The 25,656-nt window shown below is 69.9% G+C and carries 23 protein-coding genes and 4 pseudogenes; 10 read left to right on the forward strand and 17 right to left on the reverse strand.

Annotated features, from left to right (window positions below; all coding sequences use genetic code 11):
- Positions 1 to 51 precede the first annotated feature (51 nt).
- Entirely contained in the window at positions 52 to 258 is a 207-nt protein-coding gene (locus QF037_RS49460; protein WP_307038078.1) for a hypothetical protein, read from the forward strand.
- Between the two features lie 25 nt (positions 259 to 283).
- Here the strand turns inward: QF037_RS49460 and QF037_RS49465 are convergent, their stop codons facing one another.
- Positions 284 to 1,210 carry a zeta toxin family protein gene (locus QF037_RS49465; protein WP_307038081.1) on the reverse strand — a complete coding sequence of 309 codons (927 nt, stop codon included), beginning with the start codon at positions 1,208 to 1,210 and terminating at the stop codon, positions 284 to 286.
- Positions 1,207 to 1,914 (reverse strand): hypothetical protein, encoded by a 708-nt coding sequence (locus tag QF037_RS49470; RefSeq protein WP_307038083.1) that lies wholly within the window; start codon positions 1,912 to 1,914, stop codon positions 1,207 to 1,209. The genes QF037_RS49465 and QF037_RS49470 overlap by 4 nt, the downstream gene beginning before the upstream one ends.
- 468 nt (positions 1,915 to 2,382) lie before the next feature.
- On the opposite strand from QF037_RS49470, the pseudogene QF037_RS49475 reads away from it, so the two are divergent.
- The 3 genes and pseudogenes from QF037_RS49475 to QF037_RS49485 all read left to right on the forward strand — a co-directional run.
- A pseudogene (locus QF037_RS49475) lies at positions 2,383 to 2,520 on the forward strand (AAA family ATPase); the annotation flags it as partial.
- Positions 2,521 to 2,627: 107 nt separating this feature from the next.
- Positions 2,628 to 2,783, forward strand: a pseudogene (locus QF037_RS49480) (VWA domain-containing protein); the annotation flags it as partial.
- 500 nt (positions 2,784 to 3,283) lie between these two features.
- Positions 3,284 to 4,276, forward strand: a complete 993-nt coding sequence (locus tag QF037_RS49485; protein WP_307038342.1) for a hypothetical protein — start codon at positions 3,284 to 3,286, stop codon at positions 4,274 to 4,276.
- 96 nt (positions 4,277 to 4,372) lie between these two features.
- Here the strand turns inward: QF037_RS49485 and QF037_RS49490 are convergent.
- Positions 4,373 to 4,627 (reverse strand): annotated as a pseudogene (locus QF037_RS49490) (hypothetical protein); the annotation flags it as partial.
- Positions 4,628 to 4,828: 201 nt separating this feature from the next.
- Here QF037_RS49490 and QF037_RS49495 point away from each other — a divergent pair.
- From QF037_RS49495 to QF037_RS51350, 3 genes and pseudogenes are all read left to right on the forward strand, one after another.
- Positions 4,829 to 4,903 (forward strand): annotated as a pseudogene (locus tag QF037_RS49495) (rodlin); the annotation flags it as partial.
- A gap of 145 nt (positions 4,904 to 5,048) precedes the next feature.
- Positions 5,049 to 6,023, forward strand: a complete 975-nt coding sequence (locus QF037_RS49500; protein WP_307038085.1) for an LCP family protein — start codon at positions 5,049 to 5,051, stop codon at positions 6,021 to 6,023.
- Between the two features lie 63 nt (positions 6,024 to 6,086).
- Positions 6,087 to 6,323: a hypothetical protein gene (locus QF037_RS51350; RefSeq protein ID WP_373464017.1), complete on the forward strand. Its 237-nt coding sequence runs from the start codon at positions 6,087 to 6,089 to the stop codon at positions 6,321 to 6,323.
- Between the two features lie 87 nt (positions 6,324 to 6,410).
- Here QF037_RS51350 and QF037_RS49510 read toward each other — a convergent pair whose 3' ends face one another.
- Both QF037_RS49510 and QF037_RS49515 read right to left on the reverse strand, forming a co-directional pair.
- A complete protein-coding gene (locus tag QF037_RS49510) occupies positions 6,411 to 10,229 on the reverse strand; it encodes an nSTAND1 domain-containing NTPase (protein ID WP_307038089.1) in 3,819 nt (1,272 codons plus the stop codon).
- Between the two features lie 138 nt (positions 10,230 to 10,367).
- On the reverse strand, positions 10,368 to 11,663 hold the full coding sequence (locus QF037_RS49515; RefSeq protein WP_307038091.1) for a hypothetical protein: 1,296 nt from the start codon (positions 11,661 to 11,663) through the stop codon (positions 10,368 to 10,370).
- Positions 11,664 to 11,909: 246 nt separating this feature from the next.
- Here QF037_RS49515 and QF037_RS49520 point away from each other — a divergent pair, with 246 nt between their 5' ends.
- Positions 11,910 to 12,776 carry an aldo/keto reductase gene (locus QF037_RS49520; protein ID WP_307038093.1) on the forward strand — a complete coding sequence of 289 codons (867 nt, stop codon included), beginning with the start codon at positions 11,910 to 11,912 and terminating at the stop codon, positions 12,774 to 12,776.
- 116 nt (positions 12,777 to 12,892) lie between these two features.
- Here the strand turns inward: QF037_RS49520 and QF037_RS49525 are convergent, their stop codons facing one another.
- Together QF037_RS49525 and QF037_RS49530 are read right to left on the reverse strand one after the other, a co-directional pair.
- Positions 12,893 to 13,258 carry a VOC family protein gene (locus tag QF037_RS49525; protein WP_307038095.1) on the reverse strand — a complete coding sequence of 122 codons (366 nt, stop codon included), beginning with the start codon at positions 13,256 to 13,258 and terminating at the stop codon, positions 12,893 to 12,895.
- Between the two features lie 10 nt (positions 13,259 to 13,268).
- Positions 13,269 to 13,910 (reverse strand): TetR/AcrR family transcriptional regulator, encoded by a 642-nt coding sequence (locus QF037_RS49530; protein WP_307038096.1) that lies wholly within the window; start codon positions 13,908 to 13,910, stop codon positions 13,269 to 13,271.
- 188 nt (positions 13,911 to 14,098) lie between these two features.
- Here QF037_RS49530 and QF037_RS49535 point away from each other — a divergent pair, with 188 nt between their 5' ends.
- Together QF037_RS49535 and QF037_RS49540 are read left to right on the forward strand one after the other, a co-directional pair.
- Positions 14,099 to 14,662 (forward strand): hypothetical protein, encoded by a 564-nt coding sequence (locus QF037_RS49535; RefSeq protein ID WP_307038099.1) that lies wholly within the window; start codon positions 14,099 to 14,101, stop codon positions 14,660 to 14,662.
- 115 nt (positions 14,663 to 14,777) lie between these two features.
- Complete coding sequence (locus QF037_RS49540; RefSeq protein WP_307038101.1) at positions 14,778 to 15,260, forward strand: hypothetical protein; 483 nt, start codon at positions 14,778 to 14,780, stop codon at positions 15,258 to 15,260.
- A gap of 101 nt (positions 15,261 to 15,361) precedes the next feature.
- Here QF037_RS49540 and QF037_RS49545 read toward each other — a convergent pair whose 3' ends face one another.
- The 10 genes from QF037_RS49545 to QF037_RS49590 form a co-directional block, all read right to left on the reverse strand.
- The gene (locus QF037_RS49545; protein WP_266834946.1) at positions 15,362 to 15,664 is read right to left on the reverse strand and encodes a DUF1330 domain-containing protein; all 303 of its coding nucleotides are present in this window, start codon (positions 15,662 to 15,664) and stop codon (positions 15,362 to 15,364) included.
- A 107-nt stretch (positions 15,665 to 15,771) separates the two neighbouring features.
- Positions 15,772 to 16,299: a DUF1772 domain-containing protein gene (locus tag QF037_RS49550; RefSeq protein ID WP_307038104.1), complete on the reverse strand. Its 528-nt coding sequence runs from the start codon at positions 16,297 to 16,299 to the stop codon at positions 15,772 to 15,774.
- Positions 16,300 to 16,391: 92 nt separating this feature from the next.
- Positions 16,392 to 16,880, reverse strand: coding sequence for a nuclear transport factor 2 family protein (locus tag QF037_RS49555; RefSeq protein ID WP_307038106.1), 489 nt, complete (start codon positions 16,878 to 16,880; stop codon positions 16,392 to 16,394).
- A gap of 31 nt (positions 16,881 to 16,911) precedes the next feature.
- Positions 16,912 to 17,124, reverse strand: a complete 213-nt coding sequence (locus tag QF037_RS49560; protein ID WP_307038109.1) for an acyl-CoA carboxylase subunit epsilon — start codon at positions 17,122 to 17,124, stop codon at positions 16,912 to 16,914.
- A gap of 10 nt (positions 17,125 to 17,134) precedes the next feature.
- Entirely contained in the window at positions 17,135 to 18,694 is a 1,560-nt protein-coding gene (locus QF037_RS49565; protein ID WP_307038111.1) for an acyl-CoA carboxylase subunit beta, read from the reverse strand.
- A gap of 5 nt (positions 18,695 to 18,699) precedes the next feature.
- A complete protein-coding gene (locus QF037_RS49570; protein ID WP_307038113.1) occupies positions 18,700 to 19,518 on the reverse strand; it encodes a 4'-phosphopantetheinyl transferase family protein in 819 nt (272 codons plus the stop codon).
- The gene (locus tag QF037_RS49575) at positions 19,515 to 19,853 is read right to left on the reverse strand and encodes an acyl carrier protein (protein ID WP_307038115.1); all 339 of its coding nucleotides are present in this window, start codon (positions 19,851 to 19,853) and stop codon (positions 19,515 to 19,517) included. The genes QF037_RS49570 and QF037_RS49575 overlap by 4 nt, the downstream gene beginning before the upstream one ends.
- A 67-nt stretch (positions 19,854 to 19,920) precedes the next feature.
- Positions 19,921 to 20,850 (reverse strand): alpha/beta hydrolase family protein, encoded by a 930-nt coding sequence (locus tag QF037_RS49580; RefSeq protein ID WP_373464018.1) that lies wholly within the window; start codon positions 20,848 to 20,850, stop codon positions 19,921 to 19,923.
- Between the two features lie 2 nt (positions 20,851 to 20,852).
- On the reverse strand, positions 20,853 to 22,346 hold the full coding sequence (locus QF037_RS49585; RefSeq protein WP_307038117.1) for an FAD-dependent monooxygenase: 1,494 nt from the start codon (positions 22,344 to 22,346) through the stop codon (positions 20,853 to 20,855).
- 32 nt (positions 22,347 to 22,378) lie between these two features.
- Positions 22,379 to 25,654 (reverse strand): FAD-dependent monooxygenase, encoded by a 3,276-nt coding sequence (locus QF037_RS49590; RefSeq protein ID WP_307038119.1) that lies wholly within the window; start codon positions 25,652 to 25,654, stop codon positions 22,379 to 22,381.
- Positions 25,655 to 25,656 lie beyond the last annotated feature (2 nt).

Here is a 25,656-nt window from a genome sequence, read left to right on the forward strand (position 1 = left end):
CAGGATGACGCCGCACCACACCGCTTAGGCTATGTCCATGCTCTGGAACGAGTGCAGATAGTGGCCTCCTGGTACACCCGTCAGATCAGCCAGGAACGAGAGGCGGCCTCCCCGGACCAGGACCGCATCGACGAACTCGTGGCTGGTCTGCGCCAGTGCATCACCGATCAGCGATCACTGCCGTCGGCGGATCCGGCGTCGGTGGCACGAATTTCGGCCGACTACGCGGCCCTCTACCGGGATCTCGGCAGCCGATGACCGCACAACTGCACCGGAACGGGATTCAGTCGATCGGCCTCGAGCCTTTCGGCAGCATCGGCCGGGCCAGTTCGTAGCTCTCCGCGATCTCATCCCTGTGAGCGGGCAGTTCACTCCACAGCCATTCCTGGATCTTCACGAACTCGATGGCCTCGTCCGTCGTGTAGAGACGGTTCCTCTCTTCCAGAAGGGCCTCAACCGCGGACTGCTGGTAACGGCGCCGGGGACTCCACAAGGGGTATCCCCCTCGGTTTACCACCATGATCGGGCCGACCACGGCGGCGGCTTCGGCCAGGCGAAGAGTTTCTGCCACCGCCGCGAAGCACCGGTGGTGGCCCTCGCGGGTGGTGAACCGGGCGGGCATATCGGGCGTCCGGGTCTCGGCGAAGCGGACGGTGACCCCCTGGAAGCTGTCGGCTGCCCGTACGGCCATGGGCACCAATTTGACCTCGTACCCCAGAGCGTGGAAAGCGGCGGCGCTGCGGAAGAACTCCTCAGGCTCGCCCGGCGCGATCTCGATCACCGCATGCGCCCGATGCTGCGCGACGAACCGTTTGACCATCCGCTGCCACGCCTTGAGATCCCTGCGGATACGGGCTCCCGCCGTACGGGAGTTGTGCCGCATCAGCGCCTCGTACCAGGGATGGAACTGCTTGAGGTCGTCCGTGCAGATCCGCACCGCCTCGCGCACCTCCTGCGCGTCCATGATCCGCAGTGTGATGGTGGTCTTTCCCGCACCGGGCTGGCCCATGATGTAGAGCGCCACAGGGCGTACCTGGGAAACGGGTTCTCCCAGCAGCAGACCGACGATCTGCTCGTGGAAGATCTGGTCCAGCTGCTGCCTGGGCAGCCGCACCGTCGGGCACCTGCAGTCCGCCTCGCACCCCGACACGGTGAAGTCAGCGGACACGATGCCCGCCCCGAACATCCCGTCTCCCCGGCGGTCGTTCACCAGTTCCTCCTGCCGATCCCGTCGTGCCGCCTCAGAATCAGGGCGAGCGCAATCCCATCCAGAACCAGCGCAACCGTGTAACCCCATTGCCGTCGGCGGGAGGCGCCGCCCTCAGCAAGATCCATCAGCTCGCCGGCGAACTCCTCGGCGTACCGCGCACGTTCGCTCAGCGGAAGAGGAGCGACAGCGACGTTGAGGAGCCTGCGCGCGAAGGTCGGCGCCTTCTTCTTCGGTTCCACGGGGAGCGGTTCGCTGCGCAGGGCGAAGTGATAGTTGATCTGCTCGATCTTGCGCGACGGTGCACCCGTGGCGCTGAGCCGGCGTACGCAGGCAGTCCTGGAGCTGAAGTCCAGCACGCATTCCATTCGCAAGGCACGCGGCTCCTCGCCCGGGGACATCTGCTCCGCCTCCTCCCCCACACGGATGTCGAGCGTGTATTCGTAATGAAGAACCCGCGGCTCCAAGCCGGAGAACCGCGGGCCTACTTCGGCGATCGGAGGACTCGGAGGACTCTCCATCAGCAGGGAGTTCTCGCCCAGGCTCGCGAGCACCGTGATGACCAGGTAAGCGCAGTTGTGTGCGTGCCGGTCGAAGTCGGCGGAGCTCTTGATCCACTCCTCGGCCTCGGCGGAGACCGTGACACGCCATGGTGCATTCACAGCGGACACCGTACACCACACACGCATGGCTTTCAGAACCCACATGTTGTATTCCGACTACAGTGAGCGCACGACGTGAACCATCCATGTCACCACGGCGCCTGACGCCCTCTTACCCCCCACTCGCAGCACGCACAGCTGTCCCTGCCGACCGGTCATCGTTCACGCCGACCAGGTGAACAGATGCCCGACTCCGACCGGCGCACTGCACATCTGCGCCCTTCCTCATCTACGGGCCGCACCGGGCCCGCAGACCGCGCAGTACCCACCTCCGGCAGAACAGAAGGCCGACAGGACATCACCCTCCCAAGGAAGGCGCCGAGTTGACCTGCTTCCTGCAGGAGGCAGGCTGGCGACTCACGGCGCGGTCACCATAGGAAGCGCAATAGGCCGGATTGGGGCGGGAATTGCCCGTGAGGCCCTTAAGATGATGATCTCCTCGCGGTTCCCTTGTGGCGCCGTTGCCTGGTGGTGCAGCGAGGGTGCAGCACGGTGCGAACCGCCAGGAGTGTCATGCAACTCAGCCGCGTCCGGGTCAAGAACTTCCGCAACTTCGAGGACTTGACGATCGATCCGTTCCCCTCCCCTGCAGTCATCGTCGGGGAGAACGGAGTGGGCAAGAGCAACCTGCTGGCCGCACTGCGCCTCGTGCTGGATCCCGATCTGCTCGACCGTCACCGTGTACATGAGTACCGACGACATCCGCGACGGCGGGCCCAGCCTCGCCCAGGGGTCGAGGTGCGTGTGGAGATCGAACTGTGGCCGTCCCGGCCACCCGCGTCGTCGACAGCGCGGGCTTCTTCCACGCCGGCCGCGATCCTCAAGCCGTTGACGATCAACTGCTGTACGACCGGCTGCTGAACGAGTTCCCCACGTGGCTGACCGACGCCCGCGCTGCCGGAGTCATTCCATGACGCTCCTCGGCTCAAGGCCTCCAGATTCCGGCGGATCAGCCGTGTCGAGGGACCGAAGGGACTGGCATCTCGGATGGGTGTAGCCCCACGACCGTGTTGGAGGATGCGACGGAGTGGGCGACGAGGATGAGGTCTGTCCAAGGTGCTCGCGGCCTGATCAACTCACCGCGGTGTGGCAGCCGCCAGCAGAACCGGGTGGTCGGGGGCACTGCGCTGGTGTGGGGGTCAGCTGGCAGTGGGTGACAGTTCGCCCGAGGCGGGGGACATTTCTGAGGTCTGGCCAGCTGCGGTCGCTTCCGCTGTCTCGGCGAGGACGTCGCGTCGGACGCCCTCAGGTGCGGCGGCGGGCAGGGCAACCCTGTGGGTGGGTGGTGAGTCTTCTGAGCGGTCACGTTGTGATCGGAGCCACGAGGAGAGACATCATCAACGCCATACGCAAGACCCTGACTGCCACCGCCGTCGTCGGTGCCGTTCTCGCGGGTTCCGCCGCCTGTGGAACGGTGGAGCAGCTGTCTGCCGGCAGGAAGCTCGAGCAGGCCTTCGAGAAGCTCGGCAAGAAGAACACGCTCTCCTTCGAGGTCGACATGAACACCGACGCCGCGTCCTTGAGGGCGCTGGACGCCGCGTCCGACCCCGAACCCGGGGAGGAGATCCCGGACGAGGTTGCCGAGTTGCTCAGCAACGCGAAGATCACCGTGACCGTGCAGTCGAGGAAGGCGCTCGACAAGTCCGGCGAGAAGGACCTCGTCGGCACGGCCGTGAAGGTCGGCACCGCGGACGGCGACCTTGTCGAGTACCGGGTGATCGGCGACTACACCTACCTCCGTGCCGACACGGACGTCCTGGGCAAGACGATGGGCAGCCCCCTGCCGGACGCCGACGAACTGCCCCCGGAGGCCGGGGCGATGAAGGACGTCCTTGAGGGCAAGTGGGTCAAGTTCAACACCGAGGAGATGGACAAGGCCGCCGCCGAGGGTCAGGAAGCCGAGGGTGGTCCCGCGCCGTCCCTCAGCGCCAAGACGCAGAAGAAGCTCGTCAAGGCCCTCCGTGAAGTCATCGCCCGTGAGGTGGAGTTCAAGACGACCGGTGACAGGGGCGATACCGAGCACGTCACCGCCACGGCCCCCTTCCGCACGCTGGTCACCAAACTGTTCGGCGAGATCCGCCCCCTGGTGAAGAACCTGCCGACGGGCATGGAGCTGCCGACGGACAAGGACCTGAAGGACGCTCCCAACGCCAAGGTGACAGCCGACTTCACACTCAAGAACGGCGAGCTGGCCCAGGTGGACCTCGACCTCGCCAAGCTGGCCGAGAACGCCAAGGTGAAGAAGCTCGGCCTGACATTGCGGATGCGCGAGGGCACCAAGCCCACCGCTCCGGCCGGAGCCACAACGCTCGACCTCGCCGACCTCATGAACGGCTTCCTCGGCGGTCCGGCGATGACCGATACCGAGCTCGAAACGAGCGATCTCGCCGACGAGGGCGCCCTGTAAAGCCGAGTTCCGATCACGCGTGAAACGCGGCGGCCCGTCCTTTTCCGTCCCCCGTGACGGAAAGGACGGCCCCGGCCTCTTGCGCCGGACGCCCCGTCAGTACAGCTTGTTGACCGCCGTGGTCGTGGTCTTCTTGAAGGCGGTCACGGGAGCGCCCTTGAAGTCGCCCATCTGTCCCCACTGCAGGACGGTGACGGTCCTGCCGTCCCGCCCGACCGACAGCAGGTCGACGTCGTTCGCGCCCCAGGATGTCTCGGTGTGCAGGCCACGGACGTGGGCGCCCTCCTCGACCTTCAGCTTGCCGTAGTCCCGGCTCTCGGCCTCGACGTCGGGCGAGGCCTTCTCGCATCGCGAGAACCGGTACCGGCCAGAGAGGTGACCGGCTGGCTTTCGACATCGCGTCGATCTGCACTGGCTGCGCGAGGTCTTGGGGCATGGCTGACAGTTCGTCATCAGGTGGCGCTAGACGTACTGGCGTGCGTCTCAGGAGATGCTTGACCGGAGTCTTTTCCAACCTCAGGTCGTGCGTGACGCAGGACCAGGACGGCCTAAAAGGGCGACGAGCCACTCTCGCACATCCTGGACAACATCCCGGTCCTTTCGGGCAACGCCGCCAGCGGCAGCTGATCTGCCGACACGCACAGCGGGCCGCCGAATTCTCGGCAGCCCGCTGGCTTACCTTCTCCCCATGGAGAAAAGCCCCCCTTCTTCCTGCTCCACATCCCCCCGCCCCCGGAAATGGCTTCGCCGTTCGATGATTCCGGGAGTCGTCATGCTGGTCACCGGATCGGTGCTCGGCATCTCCGCGTTCCAGGCGCCCTCACGAGCGCCGCACGCGATGAATATCCTGCTGATGGGAACCGACGGTCGCGACACCATCAGCCCCGAGGAAAAAGAGAGATTCCACGCGGGCGGTGTCGCCTGCGACTGCACGGACGTCATGATGCTCGTCCACGTGTCGGCACTCCGGGACCGGATCAGCATCGTCAGCCTGCCGCGGGATTCCCTCGCCGACATTCCCGAGTATCGCGACGATTCCTCCGGACAGGAGTTCCCGGCGCGTCCGGCGAAACTCAACAACGCGTTCGCGGAGGGCGGTGCCCCCCTCACCGTACGCACCGTCGAGGCCATGACGCATGTGAACATCGACCGCTATCTGCAGGTCGATTTCCGGCGCTTCATGGACGCCGTCGACGCGATCGGCGGGGTCGAGGTGTGCACCGCGCGGCCTCTGAAGGATTCCGCCACCAAGCTCGACCTCCCGCCCGGGAAGCACCGGCTGGGCGGCGGACAGGCGTTGCAGTACGTCCGCTCGCGGCACGTCGACGGCAGCGCCGACCTCGGCAGGATCCAGCGCCAGCAACGGTTCCTGGTGTCGGTGATGCGCGAGCTGAAGCACCTGACCAGCGATCCGGTGGCGATGGCGCGCGTGGCCCACGCGCTGCTCGATTCCGCGCAGGCGGACCCCGGCTTCGGTGTCGGGGAACTGGTGGACCTGGCGTCGTCGCTGAGCCGGATCCCCCTGTCGTCGACGGAGTTCACCACGGTGCCGGTCGCCGGGTTCAACCCGCTCATCGCGGGCGTCGGTTCGACGCTGCGCTGGGACGACAAGAAGGTGGACCAGGAGTTCGGGAAGCTGCGCGACGACCGTCCGCTGATCCCTCGTGGACAGTCGCCCCGGCCGGACGACCCGCCCCGGTTCAGCGGCTACGCCCCCGTCCGGGGGAGCTCACTGGCGTGCTCGTGACGGGCGTTCTCCCTCGCACGCTGGGCCAAACGGGGCACAACCCGCAACCACGCCGACGACGAGATCAACGACGCCGTCGACGCCGCCTACCGCACGAAATCCGGCCGGTACGCCGTCAACATCATCAAGGCCATCACCAGCCCCGAGGCGAGCTCAACGACCATGCGGCTCGTGCCCCGTTCCGAGGGGACCAGGTCGAAGAACAGCTCGAAGGTGGTCACGCGGCTGCTCGTCAGCGCGGTACACACTCCAGTCGCCGGGCCGCCTCGCGACGGTCCGGACTGCTCGTTCTCCAACTAGGCGTTACGTCTTCGCGCTCACTCAGATCACCGAGTACATGGCCCACGAGCACACAAGAACGGCGCCCCGATCCCCCGAGGCACACCCTCACCCGTCCCCGCCCCAACCACTCGCCCGGCACACGCTGCGGTAGGAGGCGTCGGGGATGTAGGTGCGCCACTGGGCCGGGGACAGGGTCGTTGCGGTGCGGGCGCAGATCCGGTCGGCTGCGTAGGAGGGGGTGACGGGGTAGCGCTGGAGGGGGACGTGGAGGCTGCTGGCGTGGAGGGTCGCGCCGTTCGGGGTGAAGGCGAGGGAGACGATGCCCTCGCCGGGGGTGGTGAGGCCGCTGCCGAGGGGCTGCTGGTCGGCGGTGTCCCACAGCTGGAGCGAGCCGGAGTCGCCGGCGACGGCGAGGGTGCCGCCGTCCGGGCTGAAGGCCAGGGCGCTGACGGCTTCCGGGGAGCCGTTCGCCGGGGGGACGGGGAAGACGCTGGGCAGGACGCCGAGTCGGTGGGTGAGGTCGCCGTCCCACAGGGCGACGCGCCCCGAGGCGTCGCCGACCCCGGCCCGGGAGCCGTCCGCGCTGAAGGCCACCGTCTCGATCTCCTCTCCCAGGCCCAGTGCTCGCGCCGTACCTGCCCCGGAGGGCAGGGTGGTGAGACGGTCGCCGGTGACGAGCAGACGGCCGTCCGGCCGCAACGCCAGCGCGGTGGGGTTCATGTCGCCGAGCACGGCGGTCCTTCGGCCGGTCGTGGTGTCCCACGTCTCGCCGATCTGGCCGTCGGACTGATCGCGGACGGTCACCAGCAGCCGTCCGCCGGGGCTGAGGGCGATGAGCTCCACCGCTGCGGCGGCCGGCGACGGTGCCAGGGCAAGCGTCGTGCGGATGCGACCACGCGCGAGGTCCCAGAGGGCCAGCGACTGCGCCGAGGCGCCGCGGCCCGGCGCGGAGAGGCCGTACGCGAAGGCCGTGCCGTCCGGGCTGAAGGCCAGCAGTGGCAGCGGCACGGCGTCCGTCGCCGCCGGTCCGGCTCCGCCGTCGACGGCGGGAGGAGGGGCGGCGGGCAGCGTACGGAGCAGGCGGCCGTCGCCCGTGTCCCGCAGCCGGAACGCGTAGCCGCTGTCGGACTGCTCGGCGGTTGCGAGCGTACGACCGTCCGGGCTCAGCAGCGCGGCGCCCAGCGGGATGCCACGCCACGCGGAGGTGGTCGCCGGCCCCAGGGCGAGCGTGTGCACCGTGCCCCCTTCGAGGTACCGCAACTCGGGCCGGTCGGGGTCCCAGGCGATGGCGCCTTGCGGCCGCTGGTCGTTGAGGGAGTGGCGGAAGACGGGAGCATCGGGCGCGGAGAGCCGCCATACGGCGAGCTCGGCAGGGCCGGAGGCGGCCAGGAAACCGCCGTCCCCGCTGAAGGACACGGACGCGGCGTCCGGGTAGGCGATGTCCGCGACCTGCTGGCCCGATGCCGTGTCCCAGACGTGTACGTCCGTCTCGGAGACCGCCGCGAGCAGGTGGCCGCGGGGGTCGAACTCCACGCGGGAGTTGTCGTCGCCGCAGGTGTTCGCGCCCGCGCTCGTCCAGGCACCCGCCAGGTCGCGGTGCGAGGCCAGGTCGCGGACCTGGATGGGGCCGTCGGCGGGGCAGACCGCCACCAGCCGGCCGTCCGCCGTGGCGGCCACGTTCGTCTCGCTGTCCGTCCGGGCCTCGAACAGCAGTCGGCCGTCCGAGACGGCACGCAGTTGCTGCCGCGGCTGCTCGATGGCGCTTACGAGATAGCTCCGGGGGTCGGCGACGAAGGAGACGAGGTACTGCGACGAGACCGCCGCCGGCCCGGCCCAGCGGCCCGAGGCGAGGTCCCACAGCCGCTCGCCCCAGTCGCCGTCGAGCTCAAGGAGCCTGCCGTCGCGGCTGGCCGCCCACGTTCCCGAGGTGCCCGCCGGCAGCCGCCCGGAGGCGATGGCCCGGTGGGTGACGGTGCTCCAGGTTCGCCAGGTCCGTCCGTCGACGCTCAGCAGGACACGGCCGGAGCGGACGAGGAAGCGGGAGGCCGTGTCGCTCTGCGCGGGATCGGTGAACGCGTCCCGCTCGGGCTGGGCCAGGGCGTCCAGCAGGGCCGCACGTGTCTCCGGCAGGGGCGCGATCCGCCAGGCGGCCAGGCTCAGCAGCATCGCTGTCCGCGGATCCGTGGTCCGCATGGTGTCGGACACCGCGGCGACCCGCCGGGCCGCGGTGTCCTCCTCGTCCCGCACCTCAGTGCCGTGCTGCTGCCAGGCGACCAGGCTGATCACCAGCGCCACTGCGAGCAGCGCGGAGAGCGTGGCGGCCAGGCGCCGGGTCCGCCGCCTGGTACGGGCGACGGCGTGCCGCTCCGCGTCGCGTGCGGCGAGAGCCGCGTTCAGGAACGCGCGCTCGGCCGAGGTGAGGTGCTCCTGCCGGGCGTCAGGCGACGGCTCCCCCGGGGACCGCTCGCCCGGCGCGAAGAGTTCCGCAGCGCGCTCCAGGCGTACACCCCGGTACAGGGCCCCCTGGTCGCGGCCCAGTTCCAGCCAGGCGCGGGCGTCCTCGGCCAGCCTGCGGTGGGCGACCAGCCGGACGCGGTCCTCGTCGATCCATCGGCTCAGCCGCGGCCAGCTGGTGATGAGCGCCTCGTGGGCGAGTTCCACGGTGTCGCCGTCGAGGGTGAGCAGCCGGGCGGCGGCCAGCCGCTCGACGACCACCGGCAGTTCGGGGTCGGACCACTCGTCCAGTTCCGCGCGGGTGGCCGAGCGGCGGGTGTCGGGAGTGCCCTCGCCCGGCGCGATCAACCGCAGCAGCAGCCGGCGCGCGGCGCCCTCCTGGGCGGGCGTCAACGTGCCGTACGCGCGTTCCGCGGTGGCCGCGATCGCGCCGTTGACGCCGCCCGCCGCCTCGTACGCGGCGAGGGTGAGGATGCGGCCGCGGCGGCGGCGCCAGGTCTCCAGCAGCGCGTGCGAGAGCATCGGGAGCGCGCCGGGCTGGTCGACGACCTCCTCGACGAGACGCGAGGTCAGCTCGCGTTCGACCACGAGTCCGGCCGCGGTGGCAGGGCCGGTGACCGCCTCCCGCAGCTCCGCCGGGCTCATCGGCCCCACCAGGAGGCCGCAGCGCCGCAGCGCGTCGGTGAGTTCCGGGTGCTCGGCGCACCGCCCGTAGAAGTCGGCGCGCATCGCGATCACCGTACGGAGCCGGGAGTCCGGGTCCTTGGCCGTGAGCAGCAGGTCGATGAAGCGGGTGCGCTCGGCCCGGTCCCGGCAGAGGGTGAACACCTCCTCGAACTGGTCGATGATCAGCCAGGTGTCGGGGTCATCGTCCTTCGGCGTCAGCAGAGGGCCGTACGTGGCCGCCGGGCGCTCTCCCGGAGTGAGGATCCGCAGTGCCGTCCGACGTCCCAGGCACTGCGCCGCCTCCTGGACGGCCGGGATCAGCCCGGCGCGCAGCAGCGAGGACTTGCCGCTGCCCGAGGCCCCGAACACGGCGGCGAACCGGTGCTCCCGCACCAGCTCCAGCAGCTCGGACACCGGACGGTCACGGCCGAAGAACAGCTCCCGGTCACCCGGCTCGAAGCGGGCCAGCCCCCGGTACGGCGACTTCGCGTCGTCCTCGGCGGTGCCCGCGACGTCACGGGCCGCCGCCTGGACCCCGGCGGCCTCCTCCGCGGCCTCCTTCCAGCGCGCTTCCCACTCGCCCGGGTCCGCGTCGCACGCACGCGCGTAGGCCCGCGTCACCGCCGCCGACGGGAGCCGCTCACCCGCCGCGGCCCGGGACAGTGTCGTCACCGACACACCGGTGTGCTGGGACATCTCGCGGTACGACGGATTGCCCGCCTTCTGGCGCAGCAGCCGCAGTTCGTGGGCGAATCGCTGGACCGGACCGGCGTCCGGGTCCACCGGGCGCTCGGGACGACCCAATCTAAGCTCCCCAAAAGCAACAAAAGATGGTGCTTCCGGACTATGACGGAACCGACTGGCATCGGACAACGCCCGGGCCGGTGACATCGGTCACCGGCCCGGGCCTCATGCTTCACCGCACTCGGCGGCGTGGTGCTGTCACGCGTGCTCGTAGTAGGACAGGTGGCTCTTCCAGTTGCCGACGGTGTCCGGGATGAAGGTGCCGCCGGGCGGGGTCACGATGAACTGGTCGTCCCAGTTCTGGGGGTTCGCCCGGACGTTCAGCCCGTCACAGCGGCCCATGTGGCGCGACTGGGTGTTCTCCACCTCGGCCATGCACTGGCCGGTGTCCGCCATCAGTTCGTCGCCGTCGGCGAACCACCACTGGGTGTGGTCGTTGTAGTTGCAGGTCTTGAGGACCGCGTAGCCGGAGGAGGTGTAGCCGAGGCAGGAGTTGCCCTGGCCGATCAGGTAGCCGACCGCGCCGTCCTTGTTGGTGTGCGTCGTCTCGGCGATGTCCCAGTTGTAGTGCGGCGAGTTCCAGCTGCCCGAGTACAGGTCGTCGTGCACGGTGGAGCCGGCGGCGTTGTGGGGGAGGCGGAACTGCAGGCCGTTGGCGATGGGCTGGCCCCGCTTCTCGGCGATGACCGGCTCGACGGACCCGCCGCCGGTGTAGGCGATCGGGAAGGCACCGAAGTTGTGGCCCATGAGGTAGTTCACCGTGTTCTGGATGGCGCCGGTCATCGCCGGTCCGACACTGCCGATGCGGTTGCCCACCGTCTTGAGCAGGTTGCCCATCTCCTTGAACGTGGCCCTGACGCCCTGGCCGACGTACTTCTCGTCCAGCTTGTCGAGGCCGGAGAAGGCCAGCATGGAGACCGTGGCGTCGAAGAAGGCGCCTCCGACGCTCTTCCAGTTGAGGTAGCCGTCGGTCAGGTACTGGAAGGCCAGGGCGCCTATGAAGCCGCCGGTGAACGACGCGATACGCACGCCCCACTTGCAGCCGACCGGTCCGGTGAGCGAGCAGATCAACGTGGAGGCGAGGAATGTGACCACCGCGTCCACGGCGATCTCGACCGCCCGTGCGGTCAGATAGGACCAGCCGGCCTGCGTCGCCTTGTGCATCTTGCTCACGCAGTCGGCGGCGGCCTCCTTCTCCTTGACGGCCACGATCTTCGTCTGCTGGGCGTCGAGCGAGTACGAGGCGGCCTGCACGGTCACGACCGGCTCGGTCGTCACCGTGCGGGGCGGCTTGCCGTACGCGGCCTCGATCGCGTTGACCGAGTCGTCGCAGAACTGCGTGGCCGAGATCTTGGGCTGGGCGGCCCTGAGGGCCGGTGCCCTGGCGTCCAGGATCGTGGCGGCCACGGCGGCGACCAGTACAGCGATGAGCAGCGTCCGTAGCGTCCGTATCGGCACCCGTTGGAACGGGCGCCCACTGAACCAGGTCAGCACTGATGAGCTCCTTGGGAGGACGTATGGGTCAGCGGTCGCGGCGGTGCGGGTGTCGCCGGCGCGCTCCGGCCCCTCGGGGGAGGGACTGGGGTGACCCGATCCTGGAGCCGCCACAGTTGTTGCTCAAGCCCCTCGCCAGGCCGCAAACAACCCTGTGACCTGCCAGAACGCCATCACGCCCTAGGTGTGTCGAGGAACCCGCATGAGGCGGTCCCAAGTATCGTCGGGCTGGTGAGGGGGAGACCGATGACTTCAAGCACAACGAACACTCCGGGTACGGCGGGCACGTTCTCCATCGGAGGCGAATACCGGGTAACGCGGCTTGGGTTCGGCGCCATGCGCCTGCCGACCGGGCCCGGCCCTGAGCGGGAAGCCGCCATCGCGGTAGCCCGGCGCGCCGTCGAGCTGGGCGTCACCTTGATCGACACCGCCCACATGTACGGATGGGGCGCCAACGAGGAACTCCTGGCCGAGGCCCTGTATCCATACCCGGACGACTTGCTGATCACCACCAAGGTCGGGGTCACCCAGTCCGGGCCGGAAGGGTGGGCGTACGACGCACGGCCGGAGAGCCTGCGCGAGCAGGTCGAGCAGGGCCTGCGCCGGCTCCGGACCGAGTACATCGGCCTTCTGCAGCTGCACCGCATTGACCCGAAGGTTCCGGTCGCCGAACAGGTCGGGGCGCTCCGCGAACTCCAACTGGAAGGGAAGATCGGGCACATCGGGCTGTCCGAGGTCACCCCAGCGCAGCTCGCCGAGGCCCGGCAGACCACCGAGATCGCGAGCGTACAGAACCGCTACAACCTCTTCGACCGAGACTACGAGTCGGTTCTGGAGGCATGCGAGGCCACTGGCATCGCCTTTCTTCCCTGGCGCCCCGTCGCCGCAGCAGCCGACTCCGGCCAGGCATCCGCGCTCGCCACCGTCGCCACCGAACTAGGCGCAACCGCCCCCCAGGTCCTGCTCGCCTGGCTGCTCGCCCGTTCCCCGGTCGTCCTGCCGATCCCCGGAACCGCCTCGCTCGCCCATCTGGAGGAGAATTTCGCTGCCGCAGACCTCCGGCTCACCGACTCCCAGCGGCAGCGCCTCGACCGTACGGCCGCGCCTGCCTAGTACTGCGTCACTGTCGCTGTCCGGCCCGATCACGGCCCGGCTCAGCTGGTCCGCCTGGCGGCGCCATCGAGCCCGAGCCCGCGCCGGCCATTACCGCCGACAAAGCCGGATGGCCGCTACCTGGGGGACATGACCTCGAAGAGATTTCCGGCGTCATCGGTGAAGTACAGGCCGCGAGGACACAGCGGGTGGTCGATCCGGCCGTTGTCAGGCTCGCCGGGATCGTTGCCGTAGGGCACCCCGGCGGAGTTGAGCCGGGCGAGGATCCCGTCGAAGGACGACGGATCCACGTCGAAGGCCAGGTGGTGGCCGACCGGATTCTCGACGGACATGAAGTCCAGCGTCAGGGAATCGTTGATCTGTACCGGCGCGAAATGCCGGTCCGCGCCTCGATAGTCCAGTCCCATGACGGAGGCGAAGAAGCGCGCTGCTGCCTCGTTGTCGACGGCTGGAACGATGGTGTGGTTCAGCGTGATGGACATGCTCTGTCTCTCAGATCTCGACTGGCTGGGACAGGACGCCGTGCAGGAAGACGTCGACGAGGTCGCGCACTCGCAACGGCGGCGCCGGATCCGTCGGCTCGCTTCCGGTTGGCGGCCTGCCGGCCCCGGCGAACAGGAGACCCAGGAAGATCAATGCCGACTGCTCGGGAGGCAACCGCAGCGACTCCCGCTCAGGCTCGAAGAGTTCGGCCAGCGCCTCTCGCACGGGCAGGGTGCCGGCCGCACGATCGGGCTGGGCCTCTGAGCTGCCGGGACGGCCACGTCGTCCGCGCCCGCCCGTCGTATGAAGCGCCCCGACCACCGCGCCGACCCGGTCCAGGTGGGCGTGCAGCGCCGAGGCAGCCTCGGTCAGCCGGTCGGCAAGCGGCTGATCCATGGACACCAGAGCGAGTTCGTCGAGGGCGTGGGCAGGACTGAGCGCCTCGGCCACGCACGCGTCCAGGAGTTCCTCCTTGTCCGCGAAGACGCGGAAGATGGTGCCCTCCCCGATCCCTGCGGCCCGGGCGACCTGGCGTGTCGTCACCGCGCTGCCGTGCTCGATCACGAGGGGAAGCGCGGCACGAACGATCATCTCCCGGCGGCTGTCGGGATCCATCGCCGGTGCTCTTCGCCGACTGGGTGCGGTCGTCATGGACGCAAGTATCGGAGTGAGCACTCACTCCGGTCAAGAGATCGCCGACACGGAGCGTCAACCTCGCTCGATCGCTCGGGCGGACCACCCCGGCGAGCGGTACCTGGGCCGGCTTCAACTGCCGATCTTCACCCGGCCTGTCGACCCTCCCGTCGGGTACCGGCTGGTGTCCCGGTAGCGTCCGTTCCATGGCCGCCCTTGATGCGCTCGCCCGCCTCTGCCCGCCGCCCGCCCATCCGCCACCTGCGGTGGACTGGGCGCAAGCCGAGCGCGGCCTCGGTCTGGCTCTGCCCGCCGACTACAAGCAGCTCGTCGAGACATACGGCGACGGCATCTTCGACGAGACGATCTGGCTGCTCGTCCCCGACTCCGCCTACGACGACTGCGACCTGCACGCGCAGACGACGCAACGGCACGAGATCCTGGCCGACCTGTGGGAGTTCGAGGACAAGCCCGCCGGTCTGCAGGAGGCGGGGGCGAGGGTCCTGCCGTGGGCATTCGAGGAGGGCACGGGAGCGTTCCTGTACTGGCTCGCGCGGCCCGGTCAGCACCCCGATGACTGGACCGTGCTCTACAACGAGGGTCGCGGCCCCCTATGGGAGTACCACGACATGGGGTGCCTTGCCTTCCTACTGGCGGTGCTCACTGGAACGGCGGAGACGGAGTACTTCGGCTACCTCTACGACGTGCTGAAGCCGACGGAGCACCGCTTCGCAACGGCCGACCAGATCCTTGGAACGACCAGGCAGTGATCTCATCGGCCGCTCCCTACGACCTGGCTCGCTGCTGACGCACCTCACTGAGCGCCGTACTTGCCCGACCGGCCAAGTACGGCGCTCAGTCACACCAGGAGGCATCGTGGATTGCATGAGCCTCGACGAGCTGCTCGAGCAGGCCAGTGTCGACGTGGCCGCGCTGCCGCCGGCGCCCGCCTCCCCCCGCCGGACAGCAGGTACGCGCCCGGATCACCGCCTCGCCCGCGTATCGATGCGCCGTCCGCGGGAAGTGCGGCTTGACGGCCCGTGTCCTCGACACCGGTCAGGGGCCCGCTGGTTGGATCTGTGTCTGAGCCACGGCCTGCCGTGCACGAGCGGCGGCAAGATCACGGCAGCCCGCCGGCCGCTGTACGGCACCGATCACGTCGCACGCTGGCTGCTCGGTGTGCTGGCCAAGCCCGAGTCGGCCGGTGCGATCCTGGAGCCGGCCACGATCAACGCCGAGCCGGGGCTGCTCATCACGCTGGGCGGCCAGACCATCGGCACCGTGTCGCTCGGGGTGTCGGACGGTCTGGTGCGCCATGTGCGGCTCCAGCTCAACCCGGACAAGCTGCGCGGTGTGAACCCGCCCTGAGCAGCTGTGACGCCGGTGATGGCGGTGTCTTCGGGAAACGCAGAAAGGCTCCCGCTTCGCCGGGAGATCCGGCGCAACGGGAGCCATGGAGGCAGGTGGGGTCAGGCGGCCTGCACGCCTTCGAAGATCAGGATCCTGCCCTTGGTGTTGCGGACGCGCAGGGGGACGATCTCCTGGTAGGCGGGAGAGTCGTACCAGCGCTGGGCCGCTTCGGCGTCCGGGAACTCTATGACGCCGGTGAAGGCCTTGCTCTCGCCCTCCAGGACCTGCCAGGGGGCGCCGCGTACGAGGTAGCGGCCGCCGTGGGGCTCGATGGTGGAGACCAGCTTGGCGCTGTAGGTGGCCACCATCTGTGGGTCGCCGTCGCCGTTGAGTTCGGCTTCGGCTATGACGTAGGCAGTCATGTCTCGTCCTCATTCGTCTTTCGTCGGTGTGGTGGTCACGCGAACGCGCCCGGCCCACCAGCTGCTGCTGGTGGGCCGGGCGCGTTCGGCTGTGGGAGCGAAGGGGGCTAGGAGCGGGTGGAGAGCGGGGCCGGGGCGGGTGCGGCGGAGGCCGTGCCGGTGACCCGGTGCGTGATCGCGGAGAACGCCAGCAGCCCGAAGGCCACCAGTGAGGCGACCGTGCGTACCGCGTGGGACGTCTGCCACTTGTCCCTCACGTCGGCCCAGTCGGACGGCGGGGACGTGACCGTCCAGTCCTTCTGGTCCGCGTTGATCGGGAGGTTCACCACGATCGTCAGGATCAGGATCAGGAGGAGCAGGGCCAGGGCTGCCAGGGGGAGGTAGAGGTCTTTGCCCTTTGCCTTCCAGGCGCCAAAGACCAGGATCGCCGTGGCGATGATCGTGGGGATCAGGGTGGCGGAGGCCAGGGTGTCCAGGGAGTCGAGTTCTACCTGGCGGACCTGGGCGTAGACCTTGGCGTCGTAGTCGCGCAGGGAGGTCTCCAGGACCAGTACGCAGACCAGGAAGCCCGTGAAGACTCCGCCGAAGATCAGGCCGATCCAGCGGGCGATCGAGAACAGCGGACCTTGCTTCATTCACAACTCCAGGGCGGCTGCGGGGTGGTGGGGCGCTCAGTCACTCACTCCGCCAGCCTTCCACAGACGTGGTCGAGTCCTGGTCGAGCGTTTCAGGCGGCTTCCGCCTTGGCTCGCGGGGCCTCGCCCGACTGCCAGACCAGGTCGAAGACGAAGCGGTGGATGCGCCAGCCGTGCGGGGTGCGGCGGGCTTCGGCCTCGTAGTGGCCGCCGATGGTGAAGTCCGCTGCCGGCTCGTCGGCTTGGCGGACGTGGACCGCCATCAGGTGGGCGGTCACCCGGGCCTCGTCGCCGTCCAGGTCCACGGTGTGGTTGGCGCTGATGTGGTGGGTGCGGGCGAAGGTCGTACGGGCCATCTGCTGGAAGCCGACCAGGCCTTCCAGGCCCTTGAACTCGCCGAAGGGGAAGGACAGGTGGACGTCCTCGGTGAAGATCTTGTCGAGCCAGGCGTCGCTGCCGCGGTCCTTGTCCAGGTGGTGGACGTAGCGGTCGCAGAGCTGGGTGAGCTCCAGGCGGTCGTTGAGGAGCCGCAGTTGGCGGTAGAGGGTTTCCAAGCCGGCCTCGTCCTGCGTTATAGACATCTTCGAGTCCTTCTCTAGTGAGGCGTGCGGGTCAGGCTGCTCGCTGGAACTGGATGCTGCGCCAGGCGCGGGGCTGGAACGGGGTGGGCTGCTGGCGGTGCCAGCGGGCCGCGGTGGGTGGTCGGCGGCCCTCCGTGGCATGGGGAGGCGTGCTCATCAGGCGCTGGTGCAGGACGGCTATGACCGCGGCCAGCTCCTCCGGGGTCGGGTTGCCTCGCTCGATCTTCAGCTCGAGAGGTGACATCGGTGGCCTTTCACTGGGGTGGCGTGCCGTGCTTACGGCGGGGCAGGGACGCGTCCTTCGCAGCGAGCATCCTCAGCGCACTGATGAGTGACAAGCGGGTGTCCGCGGGATCGATGACGTCGTCCACCAAGCCGCGCTCCGCCGCGTAATAGGGGTGGACCAGGTTGCGCTTGTACTCGTCGATCTTCTGGGCGCGCGTCTCCTCCGGGTTGTCGGACGCCGCTATCTCCCGGCGGAAGACGACATTGGCGGCGCCTTCCGCGCCCATCACCGCTATCTCGTTCGTGGGCCAGGCCAACGCCACGTCGGCGCCGATCGAGCGGGAGTCCATGACGATGTACGCGCCGCCGTACGCCTTGCGGAGCACCACCGACACGCGGGGGACGGTGGCGTTGCAGTAGGCGTACAGGAGTTTGGCGCCGCGGCGGATGATGCCCTCGTGTTCCTGGTCGACGCCGGGCAGGAAGCCGGGGACGTCGACGAGGGTGACCAGGGGGATGTTGAAGGCGTCGCAGAACTGGACGAAGCGTGCTCCCTTCTCGCTGGCCTTGATGTCCAGGACGCCGGCCATGGCGGCGGGCTGGTTGGCGACGATGCCGACCGTGCGGCCGTCCAGGCGGGCGAAGGCGCACACGATGTTGGGGGCCCAGGCCGCGTGGACCTCCATGTACTCGCCGTCGTCGACCAGTTCCTCGATGACGGTGCGGATGTCGTAGGAGCGGTTGCCGTCCGCCGGGACCGTGTCCAGGAGGGCGGGGCAGCTGCGGTCGGCAGGGTCCTCGGTGAGGGTCTCCGGGGGGAGTTCCCGGTTGTTGGACGGCAGCATCGAGACCAGGTAGCGGACCTCGGCGATGCAGGTCTCCTCGTCGTCGTAGACGAAGTGGGCGACTCCGGAGGTGGCGGCGTGGACGTCCGCGCCGCCCAGGCCGTTCTGGGAGATCTCCTCGCCCGTCACCGCCTTGACGACGTCGGGGCCCGTGATGAACATCTGGGAGATCTCACGGACCGTGAAGACGAAGTCGGTCAGGGCGGGCGAGTACGCGGCGCCGCCCGCGCACGGGCCGAGCATCACGGAGATCTGCGGGATGACGCCGGACGCCAGGGTGTTGCGGCGGAAGATGCCGCCGTAGCCGGCCAGCGCCGAGACGCCTTCCTGGATACGGGCGCCCGCGCCGTCGTTCAGGGAGATCAGGGGGGCGCCGGCCGCGATGGCCATGTCCATGATTTTGTGGATCTTTGTGGCGTGGGCCTCGCCCAGGGCGCCGCCGAAGATCCGGAAGTCATGGGCGTAGACGAAGACCGTGCGGCCGTCGACCGTGCCCCAGCCGGTGATGACTCCGTCGGTGTAGGGCCGCTTGTCCTCCAGGCCGAAACCGGTGGCCCGGTGCCGGCGCAGGGCCTCGATCTCGGTGAAGCTGCCCTTGTCGAGGAGGAGGGCGATGCGTTCGTGGGCCGTCAGCTTGCCCTTGGCGTGCTGACGTTCGGTGGCGGCGGGATCGGGACCCTCGAGGATGCGGCCCTTGATCTCCTTCAGTTCCAGCGTCGCCGCGGTGGACGGTGTGGTGTGCATGGCCATCACTCCCAGGTGGGGCAGACCTGCCGCTCGGCGGCGATCCGTTCGGTGGCGTCGTCGGTGTAGAGGCACTCGGTCGGCAGTCGGCGGGCGAGGATGTCGGGCCCGGCGGCGCCGGCGGGGGCCGCGATGGCGACGGCGGCCACGTGCGCGGGGCAGCTCGGCATGTTCTCGATGCGCCAGCCCCTCGGGCGGGCGGGAGCGTCCGGGTCGGTGCGCTCGCCCAGGTAGTCCGAGTTCAGTTCGCGGCCCAGACCGGTGCCCAGGCCCTTGAAGTAGGCCTCCTTGCGGGTCCACAACCGGCCAAACGCCAGGGGCTGTTCGGCGTCGGGCAGCGCCCGCAGTTCCCGCTGTTCCGCCGGGTGCAGTTCCGGCAGGCACAGTTCGACCGTCTCCAGCGTCGGCACCCGCTGGACATCCACCCCCAGGGGGGCGTCCGCGATGCTGATCAGGGCGATGCCGTGACTGTGGGAGAGGGAGAAGTGCAGCCCCGTGCCGTGCAGGACGGGACGGCCGTGCGGGCCGCCGCAGCACGGGCAGGTGTCCCGGCCGAGCGGGAGCCCGGCGGGCGGGATGCCGGTGTAGGCGGACAGCAGGCGGCGCAGCGCGATGTGCGCCATCAGGTAGGTGAGGCGGTCCAGGGGGCGGACGAACGCCGCCGCCCGTTCTCGTTCACGGTCGTCCAGTTCACTGGTGACCATGTGCTCGGGGTGCTCGCCCGCCCATTCGGTGCCGATCACCCACAAGTGGACCTGGTGCGTGTCGACACTCAGCCGGGGGACGGTGCGCAGGAGTGGGGCGGTGGAGCGTACTGGGCTCATCGCGCCGTCCCGTAGGCGGGTACGGCCACCGATACGGCCAGCAGGGCGGCGATCTCGCCGACCGTGTCGTCACGCAGCAGGTCGTGCGTCTTGATCCGGACGTCGAGCTCGTTCTCCAGGCGGCGCTTGAGGCACAGCGCCGTCAGGGAGTCCACGCCGAGGGCGCGCAAAGGCCGGTCGGGGCCCACCCGGTGGGCCGGCGGCACGTCGAGGACGTGGGCCAGTTCCCGGCAGAGCCAGGACACGATCGTCCGGGTGCGGGCGTCGAGGTCCATGGCGCGCAGCGCGGACGGTGCGGGTGGCCGTACGAACAGCGGAGTGCTGGTGTGGTTCATGGACGTGTCGCTTCCGTCGAGGGGGGCGCGGGGCGGTGATGGTGCGTGCGGGTGGGGGGTTGGGCTGTCAGGCGGCCGCGGGCAGCGGCGCGGTGGTGCCGGTGACCGCGTGCCCGGCGAGGCACTCCTCGAGGAAGGCGAGGGCGCGCAGGTGGTAGGTGTGGGCGGTCCAGCCGAGGCTGATGTTGTGGCCGGCCTGCGGCAGGCGTTCCACCAGGACGCGGGGGGCGCGCGGCAGCAGCCCGGCCAGTTCGGCCAACGCGTGCTCGTCGTGGCGCCACCACTTCTCGTACTCGGCGAACGTGAACCGGACAGGCACCCGGACCCGGGCGGCGACCGACGCGAACCGAGCGGGCCAGGACCGTACTTCGGCGCGTTCCCGCTCGGGCATGGGCGCGACGGGGCAGGTGCGGAACGTGTCGGGCGGATACAGGCGCAGGGCGCCCCAGTTGTGTTTCCAGTGGCCCTGGCCGCCGGCCGAGGGCAGATCGTGTGCCGGTACGGCCAGACGGTGGCCCAGCCCTGAGACGTCCACGCCCAGCAGGGGTGCCGTCAGGCCGTCCGCGGCGCACATCAGGGCGAGTTTGCCGCCGTAGGAGTGGCCGACGACGAACACGCCGGCGCCCAGGTCGTGCGTGGCCGCGTAGTGGGCGAGGGCCGTGCGGACCGTGGCCGACTGCTCGGCGAGGGTCTGGCCCGTCGGCAGGTCGGGGGTGGAGGCGCCGTAGCCCGGGCGGTCCAGGGCGAGGACGGTGTAGCCCAGGCGGGCGCCGAGAGTGAGCAGTGACTGGCCGGGGTGGGCCCGGCCGTCGAAGTAGCCGGCGGTCATGCCGCCGCCGTGCAGGGCCAGGACGGTGGCGCGGGGTGCGCCGCCGGGCGGGGTGGCGAGCAGGGCCGAGAGGCGCAGGCCCGCCGCGTCCAGCGTGACGCGGCGGGGCCCGGCGGCGGGCGGGGCGTCAACTGCCGTGCACGCCCCGCCCGTTGGTGGGATATCCACGCTCACGCCGTGCTCCCCGATGTGCTGTCCCCCGCTTCACCGAACCAGCGGTGCAGTGCGGTGCGCAGTTCGGCCGCATCCGGCGTGGTGCCGGTGGCCCAGGCGATGTAGCCGTCGGGGCGGACCAGGAGGGCGGTGGTGGCCGTCAGGACGGGTTCGGTGTCCTGCGGGCGGACCGTCACCGTCGTCACCCGGTCCTGCCACGGGGCCGCCGCCTCCCGCAGGGCCGGGTCATCGGCGAGGTCGAGCAGGACGCCGCGGCCCGGGTGCAGGAGTTCCATCGTGGTGACGGGACCCTCGGCGCCCGTCAGGGTGCGCGGGGGCAGGCGCCGGCCCAGCAGGGGGTGGGTGCCCTCGCCCACGTCGTAGCGGACGTCCAGGCCGGAGACCAGACCGGACAGGTGCCGCTTGACGTCGTCGTACTGGATGAGCTCGCCCATCAGCTCGCGCAGCGGGCTCATCTCCGGGCCGCCGACGAAGAGCATGCCCTGGGCGTGGGTGTTCATCAGCAGACGGGCACCGGCCGCGTGGCGTTCACTGTGGTAGGTGTCGAGCAGGCCGATGGGCGCGCGGCCGCGGACCTCGGCGGCCAGCTTCCAGCCGAGGTTGGCGGCGTCCTGGACGCCGGTGCTCAACCCCTGCCCGCCCGCCGGGAGATGGACGTGCGCCGCGTCCCCGGCGAGCAGGATGCGGCCGCGCCGGTACTCGGTGACCTGCCGGGTGGCATCCGTGAACGAGCTGACCCAGTGGGCGGTGCCGGCGCTGATGTCCTCGCCGGTGATGTCCTGCCAGGCGTCGGCGACCTCCGTGAAGCTCACCGACCGCTCCCGTTCACGGCCGGGCTCGACATCGGGGACGACGATGATGCGGTCCACCCCGTCACCGAGCGGGGCCGCCATCACCATGCCGCCCGGCAGGCGCTCGCCGAGGAAACGCGGGCGCAGATCGCAGCCGGCGACGTCGGCGAGGTACATGGTGCGGGTGGCGTCCGTGCCGGGGAAGGAGAACCCGGCCGCCCGCCGCACGGGACTGCTGCCGCCGCCGCAGCCCACCAGGTAGGCGGCGGTCAGGCGCTGGACGCCCTGCGGGGTGGCCACGGTGATCTCGACGTGGTCGCCCTTCTCGTCGAGCTCGAGGAACTCCCAGCCGCGCCGGATGTCCGCCTCCAGGGAGATCGCCCACCGCTCCAGAACGTCCTCGGTGTGCGACTGCGGGACACCACGCGCACCGAAGTGCGCGTCCTGAAGGACGGTGTAGTCGAACTGCACGCCGCCGAAGTGACCCATGGGGGCCTTCTCCAGGTCCCCGAACCACGGCAGCAGACCGCGCTGTTCGAAGACCTCCATGGCGCGTGCGGTGAAGCCGAGCCCGCGGGACTGGCCGGTGGGCTGCTCCAGGCGTTCCACCACGACGACGTGGGCGCCGCCCAGGCGCAGTTCCCCGGCGAGCATCAGACCGGTCGGGCCGGCCCCGACGATGATGACGTCGGCGTCCATGGTCTCTCCTCTCCCCTACTCGTGAATGGTGGTCAGCCGAACAGTCCGGCGATGTGCTCCGGCGCCTTCGTACGGCCCCAGTCCAGGGCCTGGCCGAGCAGTTCCGGCGTCGCCTCGAAGCACTTGTTGTCCGGGTCGCCCAGCGCGAACGGCTCCGGCAGGAACTTCGACTCCCGCAACTGCTCGAAGAGCAGCTCGGCGGCCTCCCCCGGCTCCAGCCCCCCGGCCTCGACGGCCTGGCAGGTGCTGCGGGTCAAGGTGAGCAGGGAACTGATGTCCTCGCCGACCGGCGCCGGCAGACCGGGAGTGGTGGTCTGCTCCAGGTCTTTGAGGATCTGCTCGTCGCGGTTCTCCATGAAGCGGCGGTAGGCCCGCTCGACGGTCATCGTCGGCATGATGCTCGTCGACTCCCACACCCGGGTGACCGCGTTCCACAGGTCGTAGTGCTTAAAGCCGACGAACGAGCTGTAGACGAGGTCGTCGTGGACGTCGTACAGGCCCTGCTGGAGCCGGTCGATGTACTCGAAACGCTCGGTGGACCAGTCGCCGTCCCGAGAGGCCTCGATCAGCCGCCACGCCAGGGAGTTGACGACCTCCAGGGTGTTGGTCAGGCCGCGCGAGTACAGCGCGTCGATGAAACCGGCCGCGTGCGCGGTCAGGCAGTACCGCTCGCCCACCGTGCTGGAGGAGGAGTACTGCAGACGGCCCGTGGCCACCCAGGGGCGCACCGCGCGGGCGTCGGTGAACTGCTCGGCGATCTGCGGGAAGCGGGCCAGGAACTCGTCGAACTCCTGCTGCGGGGTGAGGTCCTGGGACTTGGGGAACTTCCGCTCGTCCAGCGTGAGGCCCACACTGCACAGCGGGCTGATCGCGCCGTCGTGGTTGTCGAAGGGGATGACCCACAGCCAGCCGCCGTCGAAGACGTGGTGCAGGGTGCCGTGGTGCCAGGGGCTGGGCTGCTGGTGCCCGGCGGCGGACGGGGCGTCGTCGTAGGGGGTGACGCCGACCATGTGCGTGAACAGGGTGCGGGAGTGGTGGCGGGCGCGGGTGGGCTCCTCGCGCAGACCGAACGCGTCGGCGACGGGGGAACGGAAACCGCTGCCGTCGACCAGGTACTCGGCCCGGTACTCCACCCCGCGGTCCGAACGCAGCACCGCGCCGTCGGGGCCCGTCTCGATGTCGGTGATACGGGTGCCGAGCAGCGGGGTCGCGCCGTAGCGGACGGCCAGGTGGAACAGGTAGGCGTCGGTGTCCTGCCGGAACAGGTGGCTCTCGGTGCGCTGCCACTCCGGGACGACCAGCTGGTTGATCTCGTCGGGGTTCTGGTCCTGGCCCTCGCGGTGGTAGACGAAGCCGAAGTTCTGCTTGCGGCCGCTCATCGGGGAGACGTGGTCCTGGATGCCGCGGAAGCTCGCCATGTGCACGATCTCGGGGACCTCGTAGCGTTCGCCGACGATACGGGTCATGGCGGAGGTGTACGGGATCGTGGACTCGCCGACGGCGAAGCGGGGGTGGGTGCCGGCGTCGATGAGGAGCACCTTCACGCCGTTGCGGGCGAGGACCGCGCCGAGCATGCCGCCGGCCATGCCCGCGCCGAGGATGGCCACGTCGTAGCGCTCGTGCGCGTGGTCTTTCGTGTTCATGGGGTCACCCTTCGGGGAGTCGTTGGCGGCCTCGGCTTCGCCGTCGGCCTTGGGGGTCCCACCCGCACCGCCCGTGCGACGTGTTGATTCGGGTGCGGGTGCGGGTGGCCCCTGTGGGACGGAATCGCCGTCGGCAGCTGCCGGTTCGGAGGTGGAGAGTGCGGCGGCTACGGACTCGGGCGCGAGTACGAGACTCGGCTTCCGTGCGTCGTCGGCTGTCGGGCGTTCCGTCGTGGGCGGGCCGAACCAGTGGGTCAGGGCCTCCGGCAGGGGGGTGTCGCTCGGGGACGTCCAGGCGATGTGGCCGTCGGGGCGGAGCAGGAGGGCATCCGTGCCGGGGAGGTCGGCTGTGGCGGTGAGCGTGGTGACGTAGTCCGACCAGGGGGCCGCCTGCTCGTGGAAGGGAGCGGCCTTCGGGGTCAGGAGGAGAAGCAGGGGGCGGGCCGGGTGCAGCAACTCCGTTGTCGTGCAGGGGCGGTCGCCCGTCGTCAGGGTGGTGCTGGGAAGGCGTACGCCCTGGTCTCCGTAGCTGATGTCCAGGCCCGCGATCATCGACGCCAGGTGGGTGCGGACCTTCTCGGAGGGCAGGAGTTCAGCGAACAGGGCCCTGGTCGAGTTGGATTCCGGGCCGCCCAGGAGCAGCTGGGACTGGACCTTGATGTTGGCGAGGACTCTGCGGCCCACCTCGTGCCGTTCGTCGTGGTAGGTGTCGAGGAGGGGCTGCGGGGCCCTGCCGGTGGCTACCGCGGCCAGTTTCCAGCCGAGGTTCACCGCGTCCTGGAGGCCCAGGTTGAGGGCCTGGCCGCCGATGGGCATCTGGCGGTGGGCGGCGTCGCCGGCGAACAGGACGCGGTCGTGCCGGTAGACGGACAGTTGGCGATTCGCGTCGCCGAAGGAGTTCACCCACAGCGGCGTGCCGGACGTGATGTCCTCCCCCGTGACCCGCTGCCAGACCTCGCACACCTCGGCGAAGTCCGGCTCCGCGGTGCGGAGTTGGGCTTCGCGGCCGAACTCGTGCACCATCACGCGGGTGACGCCGTCGCCGCGCCGGGCGGCCACCGCCATGCCGCGTTCCAGGCGCTGGAAACGCCGGTTGGGTACGTCGATGCCGGCGACGTCGGCGCGCAGCAGCTCGCGGTGCGCGTCCTCGCCGGGGAAGTCGGCGCCCAGCAGACGGCGTACGGTCGAATTTTCGCCGTCGCAGCCCACCAGGTACGCCGCCCGGATCCGTACCGGCCCGCCGGGACCGGCGGCCACCGCCTCCACGCCCTCGCCGGTGGTGCGCAGGGCGCGCAGGGTGTGGCGCCGCTCGACACGCGCGCCCAGTCCGGCCGCCCAGTCCTGCAGCAGGCGTTCGGTCTCGGTCTGCGGGACCTTCCACTGCCCGGGGCGGGTGCTGGGCAGGGTCAGGTCCAGCGGGATGCCGCCGAAGTGCCCGCGCACCTCGCACGGCGGGGTGCCGAAGGCCTCGAGCAGGCCCCGGCTGTCGAGGATCTCCATGGTGCGGGCGTGCAGGGTCGAGGCCCGCGACTCGGTCGTCGGGGCCTCGCGGGTCTCCAGTACGACGACGTCGGCGCCGCCGAGGCGGAGTTCACCGGCGAGCATCAGCCCGACCGGTCCCCCGCCCACGACGACGACGTCGGCCTCCAGCCGCTGGTACACCATGG

Source organism: Streptomyces canus, assembly GCF_030815415.1.
Taxonomy (GTDB): Bacteria; Actinomycetota; Actinomycetes; order Streptomycetales; family Streptomycetaceae; genus Streptomyces; species Streptomyces canus_F.